This window comes from Myxococcus sp. MH1, from assembly GCF_059738865.1.
Window position 1 is genome coordinate 9,770,037 of record NZ_AP026947.1, and the last position, 12,824, is coordinate 9,782,860.

Sequence of the window (12,824 nt, forward strand, 5' to 3'; positions counted from 1 at the left end):
GTTCCAGGCGGGTGCGTCACCGGGCTGTAGGCCCATGTCCTCCTCTCCACGAATGAGTCGACCGGGACGGGGCGCGAAGGCGCGCGTGGACGATGACAACGTCCGCCCGTGCACAGCGATGGCAGGCGTCGATGCGGCGCGTGCATGGGCGTGCCGCCGAGGGGGAGCATCCCTAGGTTGAGGATGTGCTTTCACGATTCCTGCTCTACGGGTGCACGGGTTGGGTGCTGGAGGTCCTCTTCACGGGGGCGAACGCGGCCCTGCGCCGGGACAGGAGCGCCACGGCGCAGACCTATCTCTGGATGCACCCCATCTACGGGGGGACGGCGCTGGCGCTGGAGGAGGTCTCCGCCAGGCTCAAGCCCCTGCCCCGGCCGGTGAGGGCGCTGGCCTACACGGCCCTCATCTTCGGGGCGGAGTACGCCACGGGGTGGCTCTTGAAGAAGGTGCTCGGCCGCTGCCCGTGGGACTACACGCCGCACCGCTGGAGCGTGCACGGGCTCATCCGCCTGGACTACGCGCCCGCCTGGTACCTCACCGCGCTGCTGTTCGAGCCGGTCCGCGACGGGCTGCTCCACGTCACCAGCGAGGCTTTGCGGCACACGCCCGAGTACCGGGAGGCCGAGGAGGCCGGGGTGGTGCCCGCCGGGTGCCTTCCCGAGGGCGAGGCGGAGCAGGCGGGTGTGGTGGCCACGCGCTTCGAGCGGGCCCAGGTGGTGGAAGTCTCCCCCTGAGGCGGGGGTTCGTGGGGGGTGGCCCTTCCCCCGCCCGAGTCCGCTGGTCGACTGCTCCCCAGGCGGTTGTGAAAGGGCTTCCGGCTTTTCTTCCTCCGTGCCGCGTCGCGTAGTACCTTCGCGGCCGCATTCCCCCACGCGCCAGCGGGAAATTCCGCCGACTCTCCGAAAGTTTCCGCCCTCGTATGTTCGACTGGCTTCACACCCTCTTTTCGCGCGACCTCGCCATCGACCTCGGCACGGCGAACACGCTCATCTACATCCGCGGTCAGGGCATCGTGTCCAACGAGCCCTCGGTGGTGGCCGTCCAGCAGGACGCGCGCGGGGGCAAGAAGGTCCTCGCGGTGGGCAAGGAAGCCAAGGAGATGTTGGGCCGCACGCCGGGCAACATCGTCGCCATCCGGCCGATGAAGGACGGCGTCATCGCCGACTTCGAAATCACGGCGGCGATGCTGCGCTACTTCATCCAGAGCGCGCACAACCGCAAGACGCTGGTGAACCCGCGCATCATCATCGGCATCCCCTCTGGAATCACGGAGGTGGAGCGCCGCGCGGTGCGCGAGGCGGCGGCGAACGCGGGCGCGCGCGAGGTCTACCTGATTGAGCAGCCGATGGCGGCGGCCATCGGCGCGGGCCTGCCGGTGACGGAGCCCAGCGGCAACATGATTGTGGACATCGGCGGTGGCACGTCCGACGTCGCGGTCATCAGCCTGGCGGGCATCGTGTTCGCCAAGAGCGTGCGCATCGGCGGCGACAAGCTGGACGAGGCGATCATCCAGTACGTGAAGCGCAAGTACAACCTGCTCATCGGCGAGCGCACGGCGGAGCTCATCAAGATGGGCATCGGCACGGCGTATCCGACGGACGAGGTCATGACCATGGAGATCAAGGGTCGCGACCTGGTGGCGGGTGTGCCGCGCACGCTGACGGTGTCGAGCGACGAGGTGCGTGACGCGCTCGCCGAGCCGGTGAACGGCATCGTCGAGGCGGTGAAGCTGACGCTGGAGCGCACGCCCCCGGAGCTGGCCGGTGACATCGCCGACAGGGGCATCGTGCTGGCCGGTGGTGGCGCGCTGCTGAAGAACCTGGACACGCTGTTGCGTGAGGAGACGGGCCTGCCGGTGTTCCTGGCCGAGGACCCACTTTCCGCCGTGGTGATTGGCGCGGGCAAGGCGCTGGAGTCGCTCGACATCCTCCGCCAGGTCTGCCAGCCGGGCTGAGCCTCGGCCCTGTCGTGAGCACCGCGGCGCCGTGCCTCCTGGAGGCCGGCGCCGTTCGTGTTTCCAGAGGTCAGACCTCGGTGAACCTCACGCCGGTGACTTGAGCGCGCTCCAGTGCGAGCTTGAGGTCCTCGGAGACGATGAGGCCCAGGTCCCAGCCCCAGGTGCGGAACACCTTGGCGTCACCGACCTTCGACTTGTCGATGCGCATGCCGATGACGGACCTGTACTCCCCCACCCGCTCGGGCTGACCGTCTTCGGGCTTCCAGTACAGGACCTCCTCGGACGCCTCATCGTCGATGCAGCGCAGGAGCTTCGTGGCCACCAGGATGAGGTACTGGTCGGGCAACCCCTGGATTTCGACGGGGCAGAACTGCACTGCGTCAGGAGCCAGCTCCATGAAGAGCGTGGCGACACGGACATGGACGACTGGCGCCATGCCAAGCCCCGCGGTGCTGAACTCCAGGCGTCGCCCGGGCTCATCGATGGGGATGCTCAAACGTCCTTGGGGTGGAAGCGCTCGTCCAGAACGGAAGACATAGGGGTCCTCCAGTTCCACGCCACGCTCATCCAACGGATCTCCCAGGTCCCAGTTCCCCGACTCCATCACCTGCGCGAGCTTGAAGTAACGCTTGGGCATATCTGGCCCTCTACCTCACTTTCCTCGCGTCACCAGTTCGTTGAGCCTCGTCCCCTTCGTCCTGACTTCCACGGACAGGGCCTGGAGTTCGGTGGTCAGCGCCTTGCGACAAGCTTCCACGGTGCGACACGTCCTCGTCACGCTGTTGAGCCGCTCGTAAATGGCTTCGTGGTACTTCTGAGGGTGAGGGCCTTTGTGGCCTCGCACTTCCACGACGTTCTCCGGGTCCTTCAGCTTCATTCCCGCCTTGCGGAAGATTCTCCTGAACTGAGGAGTCCAGGGTCCCCCCTGGACAGCGGAGACGCTGTTCTTGTCCGTGGCGATGTGATGGCGATGCGGCTTGCTCGTACCGTTTCGCTGGCCAGCCATCGCCAGCGCATTGGGTGCCAGAGCGATGGTGAATCCCTCGCCCGACACCGCGACCGAGCGCACCGCCCCCATGGCCGCGAACTGGAAACCCGCCTGAGATTCGACCGCCAGCGCCGCCTGTGCGGAGCCCGGCAACTGCGCTGACCTCGTCGCCAGCCCCGCCGTGCTGCCGATAGCGGCGGTGGCCAACATCACGAAGACACGCGCCGCGTTCTCCCCCAGCACCGCTCCAAATGCGGAGCCCGCTTCGTCGAGCTGCTCGAAGGTGGTGGCACGGTCCACTTCCCGGACAAGCGCGCACCATCCCCCGATGATGTCCAACACCGTGTCGACGCCCAGATAGGCGATGGCCGTCACTGTCAGCAACGTCGCCAGGCCCTTCGACACAGGCTCGGGCAAGGACCACAGGAGCATGTACATCGTCACGGAGGCCATCACCACCGAGAGGACTTGCTTGGGGTCGGTCATGTCCTCCAGCGCCTCGGCCGACTCATCCCAGACCGAGCCCATGGCGATGGCCATCGCCAGCACGTACTTGCCATCACTGCCGAGCAGCGGGCCTTCTTCCAGCAGACTCAGGCAATCACCCGGCGTGCCCTTGTTCCGACACCATCGGCCATAGGCCTGGGTCATCTCCTCGTCCGCATAGGTCTCCAGCAGGTGAGGCCCCTCAGCCGAGGGCTCGCCTCTGACCGAGAGCCGGTGCGCCCGGTGCTCGTAGAGGTACAACCCGCTGCGGGAGGGGAGCCCGAACAGTTCACGGGCCTGCCTCATCGGGTTGTTCGAGGGAACGACATCACGCGACAGGGACTTCATCGCATCCTCGAACTCGTCATCTTCGAGTCGGGCCTCGGCCAGCTCCGCACCCTCTTCCTCATGGGGCGCCAGGGTCAGGACCTCGCGCCCCGTGTCGAGACGAACGACCCGGGCCGAGGAGCACCCAACTCCCGTCAACAGCATGAGCAGCGCGACGCACCAACGTGGCGACATGGGCCCTCCGTGTCAGGAGCCCGAACCATGCCTCGCGGCCCTGACACGTCCCCTCACCCGGGCCAGAAAGGGAGCACGAGCGGGTTTGACACCCACACAGGCCCTGGATTGTGGTGCGCCCATGAGCACATCCACGGTTCGTCACACGTTGTCGAAGGTCCTCGCCGCCACGCTGCTCGTGTCCTCGCCCGCGCTCGCGGACTGGGTCGGTGACCTGCGCGTGAAGAGCGCGCCCCCGCCCGGCCAGAAGGCCGCCCCCGAGACCAAGGGCAAGATGTACGGCCGCACCGGCATGCTGCGCATGGACCTGTCCCCCGCCGAGGTCCCCGGCGGAATGTCCATCCTCTTCAACTGGGAGAAGCGCACCGGCTCCACCCTCTTCCACGAGCGCAAGGCCGCCACCACCCGCAACCTCGACGACATGTCCGTGAAGATTCCCGGCGCCTGCTCCGGGAAGAACCAGGACTTCGACGCGTGCTTCAAGGAGCAGGGCTTCAAGAAGGTCGGCACCCAGAAGGTCAACGGCCACCCCACCGTCATCTATGAAGGTGTCCCTCCCGGTGCCGAGGGCGCCGTCGAGCGTCAGAAGGTGTGGCGCCCCACCGACCTCCCCGAGGTCGCCTACGTGCGCAGCCAGACCTTCGACACCAAGGGCAAGCTCCAGGCCGAAATCGACGTCACCAACATCAAGGTCGGCGAGCAGCCTGCCTCCCTCTTCACCATCCCCGCTGACTACGAGGAACTCGACGCCCCCGGCCCCAACGACTCCGTCATGGGCTCCTTCAAGCCCGAGGACTTCAAGGGCAAGTCCCCCGAGCAGATTCAAGAGATGATTCGTCAGCGCATGGCTGCCCCCCAGAGCACCCCGCCCGCGAAGACGAAGTAGCCCGCTTCAGCTCGCGCGAGCCACCACACCGCCAGCCCCCAACAACGCGGGGCGGCGGTGCTTCGCATACAGCGAGTCCCTCCACGCGAGCAGGTCCGGGAACGCCGCGGCCAGCGACTCGTGATGCCACACCTCACGCGTCCCCGGCCCCACCGGCAACCACGCGTCATCCACGGGCCGCACGAACTGGAGCATCAGCCCCGCCGTGATGTCCGCGTACGTGAAGCCGTCCATCAGATAGGGACGCCCCTTCAGCTCCGCGCGGAGCCGCTCCAACGCGGGGACCGCCTTCTCATGCAGCACCCGCTCGGGGTCCGCCACCGCGTGATGCTTGCGCGAGATGAACCGCACCCCCAGTCGGGCCACCGGCGCGGACAGCCCCCGAAGAAACCCAGGGATGTACGCGGGCAGGCTCTCCCGCTGCGCACGCGGATTCTCGAGCATCCGGCGCAGCACGTTCGCCCGGGCGACACCCAGTACCGCGTCGCTCACCAGCTCCCAGCGCTCGATGGTCTCCATCGCACTCGCGGGAAACAGCGGCGCACCGCGCCCCTGTGCCTCCGCCCTGCGTGCAATCGAGAACGAACCCGTCGTCGCCCCCTCCGGCTCCACGAGCAACGGCACCGTGGGACGCGTGCCCTTCGGCGTGCGCCAGCGCAGCGCCAGCTCCCCCGTCAGCGGCGTGTGCTCGCGGTAGCGGTAGTCGACACCGTGGTGGTCCAACGCCCAGAGGGCCTTCTCCGTCCAACCCGAGTACCGCAACCCATACAGAGTGCGCATAGGCCCCGGAACCTACGCCGGACCTGGCCGGGATGTATAACCCGGACATGACGCCTCCCCTCCGACTGCACCTGCGTGACATCAGCCACTCCCTGGTGGAGGCCTGGCGCCAGGAGTTCGCGGGCCTCGACGGCGTCACCATCTCCCGAGGAGACATCTTCTCCGAGCGAGAGGGACAGGTGTCCCCCAAAGACCCCATCGACATCCGCGCCGACGCCATCATCAGCCCCGCCAACAGCTTCGGGTTCACGGATGGCGGCATCGACGCCGTGTACACGTACCAGCTCGGCCAGCAGGTCCAGGACCGCCTGCGCGAGCTGCTCGAGAAGGACTGGGGCGGCGAGCTGCCCGTGGGCAACGCGGTGCTCGTCCCCACCGGCCGCGAGGAGATTCCCTGGTGCATCAGCGCGCCCACCATGCGCGTGCCCACGGATGTCAGCGAGACGGTGAACGCCTACCTCGCCATGCGCGCCTCGCTGCGCTGCGTGCTCGCGTACAACAAGACGGCGAAGACACCCATCCGCACCATCCTCACCCCAGGCCTGGGCACCGCCGTCGGCCGCATGCCCGCCCTCCGCTGCGCGCGACAGATGAAGGACGCGTGGCTGCGCACCGTGGTGGGACCGGACTTCATCCCCGGCACCCTCCGCGCAGCCGCGACGGATGACGCCCGGCTGAAGCCATAGCGCCGCGGACCCGTGCTACAAGCCGGGCCCATGAGCCCTGCCCGCGAGCCCCGCTCCTCGACGAAGCAGTCCTCCCGCCCCGCGTCGAAGCGCGGGAAGACCACCGCCCCCGTGAAGGCCGCCCGGAACGCCCTCGCCGCGAAGTCCGTGGCACCGCAGACGCCTCCTCGCGGCGCCAGGGGCGGCAAGTCCTCCGCCCCGAAGCCCTCGGCCAGCGCGGCGACCGGCAAGTCCTCGGCCACGAAGCCCACCGCCAGCACCGCGCCGCGCAAGGCCGGTGCTCGAAAGACGCTCGCCAGCGCCGCGACCCACAAGTCCCCGGCCGCGAAGCCCACCACCAGCGCCGCTCGAAACCCGCCCATGCCATCCAAGTCCGCGCCCGCCGCGACCAAGACGCCGTCCGCCCCCGCCCCCACGGACGGCCTGCCCATCGTCTTCTTCGAGACCCCCGCCGCCTTCGACCGCTGGATGGAGAAGCACCACACCACGCGCGGCGCGTGGCTCAAGTTCACGAAGAAGGGCCACAGCCCCACCTCGGTCACCTACCAGGAGGCGCTGGAGGTCGCGCTGATCTGGGGTTGGATCGACGGCCAGAAGGGCCGCTTCGACGAGACCGCGTACCTGCTGCGCTTCACCCCACGCGGCCCGCGCAGCATCTGGTCGAAGATCAACCGCGAGAAGGTGCTCGCCCTCATCGACGCCGGGAAGATGCGCCCCACGGGGCTGGCCGAAGTCGAGAACGCGAAGAAGAACGGCCGCTGGGACGCCGCCTACGACTCCGCGCGCACAGCCACCGTGCCGGAGGACCTCGCCCAGGCCCTGGCCGCCAACCCGCGCGCCCAGGCGTTCTTCGCGACACTCAACTCCGTCAACCGCTACGCCATCCTGTTCCGCGTCCAGAACGTCAAGAAGGCGGAGACCCGCGCCCGCAAGATCGCCGAGTACGTCGACATGCTCGCCCGGAACGAGAAGATCCACACCTGATGCCCGCCTCCAGCTCCTCCCCCGTGCTCGCCGTGCGCGAGCTGTGCAAGACCTACGCGGGCACGGTCGCCGTCGACGGCATCTCCTTCGAGGTGGGCCGCAACGAAATCGTCGGGCTGCTCGGCCCCAATGGCGCCGGCAAGACGACGACCATCAACATGGTGCTCGGCGTGCTCGAGCCCACCTCCGGCTCCATCCACATCCAGGGCGTGGACCTGGCGAAGCACCGCTCCCAGGCCCTGGAGCGCACCAACTTCGCCGCCGTCTACGCGCCCCTGCCCGGCAACCTCACCGTCGAGCAGAACCTGCGCTACTTCGGGCTCATCTACGGCGTGAAGCACGTCTCCGAGCGCATCGAGGCCCTGCTGAAGGAGTTCGACCTGGTGCGCTTCCGCGACACCAAGAGCGGCGTGCTCTCCTCGGGCGAGCAGACCCGCGTGGCGCTCGCCAAGGCCATGCTCAACCAGCCGCAGTTGCTCCTACTCGACGAGCCCACCGCGTCCCTGGACCCGGCCACCGCGAAGGACATCCGCGCCCGCATCCGCGACTTCGCGGCCCAGGGCACCGGCGGCGTGCTGTGGACGTCCCACAACATGTACGAGGTCGAGGAGGTCTGCGACCGCGTCCTCTTCATGTCGCGCGGCGAGGTGCTGCTCCAGGGAGACCCTCGCAAGCTGCCGCAGGAGCACGGCAAGGCCACGCTCGAGGAGCTGTTCATCACCGTCGCCCGCGAGCCGCTCGCGCTGGGGAATCACTGAAGCCATGCGACTGTCCCGCGCCGCCGCCGTCGTCCTGCGCCAGTTCTACCTGCTCAAGGGCAGCCCCTCGCGCGTCTTCCCCCTCTTCGCGTGGGTGGCCATCGACATCGTCCTGTGGGGGTTCATCACCCGCTACCTGGGCACCATCACCCACGAGCCCGGCATGGACCTGGTGCCCGCGCTGCTGGGCGCCGTCCTCCTCTGGGACTTCCTCACCCGCGTCATGCAGGGCGTGACGATGGCCTTCTTCGAGGACGTCTGGTCGCGCAACTTCCTCAACGTCTTCGCCACGCCCATGTCCATCAGCGAGTACGTGCTGGGGCTGGTGCTCTCCAGCATCGCGACCAGCTCGGTGGGCCTCGTCGTCATGCTCGTGGTCGCGGGCACGGTGTTCGGCCTGTCGATGCTCGTCTATGGCGCCATGCTGGTGCCGTTCCTGCTGGTGCTGTTCCTCTTCGGCATCGCGCTGGGCATCATCGGCACGGCGGTGGTGCTGCGGCTGGGGCCGTCCGCGGAGTGGTTCATCTGGCCCATCCCCGCGCTCCTGTCCCCGTTCGTCGGCGTCTTCTACCCGCTGTCCACGCTGCCCTCGTGGATGCAGGGCATCAGCCGCATGCTGCCACCCTCGTACGTGTTCGAGGGCATGCGAGCCATCGTCGCCGGTGGCTCGGTGTCCTGGTCCACGGTGGCGCTGGGAGGCGGCCTCGCCATCCTCTACATCCTGCTGGCCGCCTTCTTCTTCACCCGCGTCTTCCGCCACGCCGTGCGCACGGGCCTCATCGCCCGCTACAGCGCGGAGAGCGTCAGCTAGGGCGCCGCGGCGTCCATCAGCTGCTGCGACAGGTACACGTGGTGCAGCGCCCACCGGCGCGCGTTCAGCATCGGGTCGGAGTCGTTGCTGTGCCCGCCGTCCGTGTTCTCGTAATACAGATACGGCAGCCCCATGGACTCCAGCTTCGCGGCGAACTTGCGCGCGTGTCCCGGGTGGACGCGGTCGTCCTTCGTGTTCGTGGTGATGTACGGCTTGGGGTAGCGCACGCCCGGCTTGAGGTTCTGGTAGGCCGAGTACTTCGAGATGAACGCCGCGTCCTCGGGCACCGCCGGGTCGCCGTACTCGCCCACCCAGGACGCGCCCGCGGGCAGCTTCGGGTAGCGCATCATGTCGATGAGCGGGCTCTCGATGACCGCCGCGTTGAGCAGCTCCGGCCGCTGCGTCATCACCACGCTGGTGAGCACGCCACCATTCGAGCGCCCGTAGATGCCGATGTGCTTCGGCGACGTCACCTTGCGGCGCACCAGGTCCTCCAGCACCGCGGCGAAGTCATCGAACGCGCGCTGACGCTTCTCGCGCAGGGCGGCCTGGTGCCAGCTCGGGCCGAACTCACCACCGCCGCGGATGTTGGCGACGACGTACGCGCCGCCCCGCTCCAGCCACAGCTTGCCCATCTCCGGCAGGTAGACGGGCGGCTTGGACACCTGGAAGCCGCCGTAGCCGTACACCACCGTCGGCGTGACGCCGGCCACCTTCGGCTTCACCGGGCGCACCAGGAAGTACGGCACCTTCGTCCCGTCCTTCGACTTCACCCAGAACTGCTCGACGCGGTGCTTGGACGCATCGAAGCGCGCGGGCAGGGACTTGATGCGCTTCACCTTCCCCGCCGCCGCGTCGCCGAACCACAGCGACCCAGGCTCCAGGAAGCCCTCCGCGCCCGCGAACACCTGGTCGTGCGAGGAGGACGTGTCGACGATCTCCACCGACGCGTTCTTCGGCATCGCCAGCCGCTTGCGCGTCCAGCGCTTCTTGCCCGGCGTGTAGACGTCCAGCGCGCCCTTCACGTCCTCGTACACGTTGACGAGCAGCAGGTTGCGCGTGGCCGCCACGCGCTCGATGCCCTGGCGAGGACCGGGCTGGAGGATGAGCGTGGGCTTCGCCTTCGCCGGGTCCGCCTTCAGCGCCGCCAGCGGATAGGCCAGCAGCGCGCCCTGCTTGAAGCCGCCCCAGTCCTCCTCGATGGTGAAGACCACCTGGCCCTGGAGGAAGGCCTGGAAGGACACCTTCCTCGGGAACGGCAGCCGCACGGGCGCCGCGTCTCCCAGGAGGTACAGCTCCGACTCGTAGAACGTCACCCCGCGGTTGACGAACACCGCCTGGAGCACGCCCTCCTCGTCCCGCAGGATGATGGGCGACGCGGACACGTCCGTGCGCTCGCCACGAAACACCTCCGTCGCCTGCTCCACCGGCGTGCCGCGCTTCCAGCGCTTGAGCACGAACGGGTAACCGGACTCGGTGAGCGTGTCCCCGCCCCAGTCACGGCCCACGAGCAGCGTGTCCGCGTCCAGCCAATCCACGGACTGCTTGCCCTCGGTGAGCTTGAAGCCGTTCTCGACGAACTGCTTCGTGCCCGCGTCGAACTCGCGCGCCTCCACCGCGTCCTTGCCGCCGTTGGACAGGCGCACGATGCAGCGCTGGTCCGCGGGGGGCAGACACTCCTTGCCCTTCCAGATCCAGTTGGCGCCCTCCGTCTTCGACAGCGCGTCCACGTCCAGCACCGTCCGCCAGGGGATGGTGGGGCTCGCGTAGCCCTCCGTGGTGGTGTGTCGCCACTGGCCGCGAGGGTTCGCCGCGTCCTGCCAGAAGGTGTCCACGCCGCCCGCGCGGAACGAGGGCCCGGGGATGCGGTCCGTGGCGGTGAAGATGCGCAGCGCCTCGGCCTGGAAGGGCTCGAAGCGCGGGTCCTTCTCCAGCACGGCCTCCGTCTTCGCGTTCTGCGCGCGCACCCACTCCAGCGCGCGCTGTCCCTGCACCTCCTCCAGCCACAGGAAGGGGTCCTCCTCCGCCATCGCCGCCGAAGCGGTCAACAGCCCGGTCAGCAGCGGCGCGACAAACAACCTGCCCATGGTCCTCGTCTCCTGGTGGGGATGCGGCGGGCCTCCAACACGGCTCGGCCGCGCCCATTCCAGGCCACGGCCCCGCTTCCTCCCACACGGCAGGCAGCTTCCCTTGAAGCGCGGGGTCCCCACCACCCACGCCCCGTCACCCCGTCGGCTCAGGGGCCCTGGAAGCCCTTGGCGCGGAAGGTGAGCACCAGGGTGTCGCGGTGTCCTGAGGCCCCCAGCGGCTGGATGGGCGTGCTCTCGTGGATGACGCGCTCGTCGTCGAGCAGCAGCGCCGACCAGGGCTCCGTCAGCGTGAAGCGGATGCCGTTGGGGCCAGCGGCCTCGAACACGCGCGTCTCGCCGCCCTTGATGCCGTCGCGTCCGACGAGCAACACCACGACGAAGTCCACGCCGTCGCGGTGCGCGCCCTCGGGCGTCGGCCGGCCGATGCCGTCCGTGGTGTCGATGCGGAACTGGTGCGCCTCCACGTACCAGGGCTGCGCGCCCTTGAGCGCCGAGCCGCAGGCCGCCAGGCGGCTGAGCAGCCGGGGCCACTCGGGGCGCTCGATGACGGTGGACGTCATCGGCTCGAACCAGCGCTCCAGGCCGCCGTGCAGGGCGTTGTACTCGACGGGCTGCCAGTGCGCGCGGTGGGGCACCGGGGTGACGGTGTCCCCCTCCACGACGAAGCACGAGTGGCGGCGCGTGCGATACCGGCCACCGTCCCGCAGGTAGCCGTCCGTCGGCAGCGCGTCCCAGGTGGGCCGCCATGAATCCAGCTCCGCGGCGGGGATGCCCACCAGCTCGGACAGGCCCGCGCGGTCCAGCACGGCGTAGCCCCTGTCTCTCAGGGCGTTGACGGTTTCGGAGGGAGCGCTGATGGGGGGCGAGAAGCTCATGCGTCTTGCCGGCCAGACATCGTCCTTCCGGACACCGCCGTCAACCCTCGCGTGCGCCCCGGGCTCGTCGGTCCCCCAACCGACACCGGACTGTTCCGGTGGGCGGGCGCCTCGACTGTGCACCCGTGCCCCGCTCCCCCGAGGCACGGGCCCGCGCGCGGGCTACTTCTTCCCGTACTCCAGCTTCACGCCCTTGCGCTGCGCGTAGATGTACGCCTCCATCGCGCGCATCCGAGGGTCTCCATCCGCGAGCGGCTTGCCGCGCACCGGGTTCTCGATGCACCAGTTGATCATGTCCCGCAGCAGCGCCACGCGGCCCAGCTGCACCTGGTACTTCGGATACGTCTCCGGGTGGGTGTTGGATGCATCCGGGTGACACATGTCACAGGATACCGCGATGGTGCCGCCCACCGCCGCCGCGTCGTGGAACACGCGGTGGCCCTCCTCCACGAACTGCTGCGTGGACGCGGCCCACACCGCCTCATCGCGAGGCGTGAAGGCGCCGTAGGAGTGGCCGTCCTGGATGTTCGCGCCGGCCTCCTTGCGCACCTCGCGGCCGCCGCTCTCCGCCGTGACGCCGCCCTCGCGCACCACGCCGCCCGTCGAGGGCTGGTTGGTGCCCATGGGCGGGTTGGGCTGCGGCTGCTTCTGCGGCGGGGCCTGCGCCACCACGCGCCGCACGGGCGGCGGGTCCCACGTCGCGTCCGGGTTCTTCTGGTGCCACGCGGCCATCAGCTCGTCGGACACGCGCTGGGCCTGCTCGCGCGTGAGCGACTCGCCCTCCTTGATGCCCTTGACCTCCAGGGACGTCTGGCCGTCGCACATGCCCACCACCAGGTTGCCGTCCTTCGACACGGGCACCTGGTGACGCGGCAGCGGCTCTGTCTTCAGCGAGGACGCCTTGGGGCGCTCGGCGGGGCTGGTGGCCAGGGCCACGCCTCCCGCGAAGGACAGCAGCGCTCCGGTTCCCACCCACAGCTTCATCCGGAAGTTCATCGTGT

13 protein-coding genes are annotated in these 12,824 nt (G+C 68.9%); 7 read left to right on the top strand and 6 right to left on the bottom strand.

The genetic code is table 11. The annotated features are described in order from the left end of the window. The first annotated feature begins 185 nt into the window (after positions 1-185). Together AC6JA9_RS38630 and AC6JA9_RS38635 are read left to right on the top strand one after the other, a co-directional pair. Positions 186-734 carry a putative ABC transporter permease gene (locus AC6JA9_RS38630; protein ID WP_141325547.1) on the top strand — a complete coding sequence of 183 codons (549 nt, stop codon included), beginning with the start codon at positions 186-188 and terminating at the stop codon, positions 732-734. 185 nt (positions 735-919) lie between these two features. Next, a complete protein-coding gene (locus AC6JA9_RS38635) occupies positions 920-1,954 on the top strand; it encodes a rod shape-determining protein (protein WP_011556714.1) in 1,035 nt (344 codons plus the stop codon). A gap of 70 nt (positions 1,955-2,024) precedes the next feature. On the opposite strand, the gene AC6JA9_RS38640 is transcribed toward AC6JA9_RS38635, so the two are convergent. Together AC6JA9_RS38640 and AC6JA9_RS38645 are read right to left on the bottom strand one after the other, a co-directional pair. Beyond that, positions 2,025-2,594, bottom strand: coding sequence for an imm11 family protein (locus AC6JA9_RS38640; protein ID WP_408888918.1), 570 nt, complete (start codon positions 2,592-2,594; stop codon positions 2,025-2,027). 15 nt (positions 2,595-2,609) lie between these two features. Beyond that, the gene (locus AC6JA9_RS38645) at positions 2,610-3,953 is read right to left on the bottom strand and encodes an AHH domain-containing protein (protein ID WP_497958640.1); all 1,344 of its coding nucleotides are present in this window, start codon (positions 3,951-3,953) and stop codon (positions 2,610-2,612) included. 121 nt (positions 3,954-4,074) lie between these two features. On the opposite strand from AC6JA9_RS38645, the gene AC6JA9_RS38650 reads away from it, so the two are divergent. Continuing rightward, the gene (locus tag AC6JA9_RS38650; protein WP_223782804.1) at positions 4,075-4,839 is read left to right on the top strand and encodes a hypothetical protein; all 765 of its coding nucleotides are present in this window, start codon (positions 4,075-4,077) and stop codon (positions 4,837-4,839) included. Between the two features lie 6 nt (positions 4,840-4,845). On the opposite strand, the gene AC6JA9_RS38655 is transcribed toward AC6JA9_RS38650, so the two are convergent. After that, positions 4,846-5,619, bottom strand: a complete 774-nt coding sequence (locus AC6JA9_RS38655) for a glutathione S-transferase family protein (RefSeq protein ID WP_408888916.1) — start codon at positions 5,617-5,619, stop codon at positions 4,846-4,848. Between the two features lie 47 nt (positions 5,620-5,666). Between AC6JA9_RS38655 and AC6JA9_RS38660 the strand changes: the two genes are divergently transcribed. Genes AC6JA9_RS38660 through AC6JA9_RS38675 form a run of 4 tightly spaced genes read left to right on the top strand, consistent with a single transcriptional unit; the run spans position 5,667 to position 8,858 of the window. Then, positions 5,667-6,305 carry a macro domain-containing protein gene (locus tag AC6JA9_RS38660; protein ID WP_497958641.1) on the top strand — a complete coding sequence of 213 codons (639 nt, stop codon included), beginning with the start codon at positions 5,667-5,669 and terminating at the stop codon, positions 6,303-6,305. Positions 6,306-6,335: 30 nt separating this feature from the next. Next, the gene (locus AC6JA9_RS38665; RefSeq protein ID WP_408888914.1) at positions 6,336-7,289 is read left to right on the top strand and encodes a YdeI/OmpD-associated family protein; all 954 of its coding nucleotides are present in this window, start codon (positions 6,336-6,338) and stop codon (positions 7,287-7,289) included. Then, positions 7,289-8,047 (top strand): ABC transporter ATP-binding protein, encoded by a 759-nt coding sequence (locus tag AC6JA9_RS38670; protein WP_497958642.1) that lies wholly within the window; start codon positions 7,289-7,291, stop codon positions 8,045-8,047. Before AC6JA9_RS38665 ends, AC6JA9_RS38670 begins: the two co-directional genes overlap by 1 nt. Before the next feature lie 4 nt (positions 8,048-8,051). After that, positions 8,052-8,858: an ABC transporter permease gene (locus tag AC6JA9_RS38675; RefSeq protein WP_046716604.1), complete on the top strand. Its 807-nt coding sequence runs from the start codon at positions 8,052-8,054 to the stop codon at positions 8,856-8,858. Here AC6JA9_RS38675 and AC6JA9_RS38680 read toward each other — a convergent pair. The 3 genes from AC6JA9_RS38680 to AC6JA9_RS38690 all read right to left on the bottom strand — a co-directional run bounded on the left by AC6JA9_RS38680 (position 8,855) and on the right by AC6JA9_RS38690 (position 12,819). Next, positions 8,855-10,945, bottom strand: coding sequence for a prolyl oligopeptidase family serine peptidase (locus AC6JA9_RS38680; protein ID WP_408888913.1), 2,091 nt, complete (start codon positions 10,943-10,945; stop codon positions 8,855-8,857). The two genes, AC6JA9_RS38675 and AC6JA9_RS38680, sit on opposite strands and share 4 nt — an antisense overlap. A gap of 149 nt (positions 10,946-11,094) precedes the next feature. Next, a complete protein-coding gene (locus AC6JA9_RS38685; protein WP_223749657.1) occupies positions 11,095-11,823 on the bottom strand; it encodes a 2OG-Fe dioxygenase family protein in 729 nt (242 codons plus the stop codon). Between the two features lie 162 nt (positions 11,824-11,985). Beyond that, complete coding sequence (locus AC6JA9_RS38690) at positions 11,986-12,819, bottom strand: c-type cytochrome (RefSeq protein ID WP_497958643.1); 834 nt, start codon at positions 12,817-12,819, stop codon at positions 11,986-11,988. Positions 12,820-12,824: the final 5 nt, after the last annotated feature.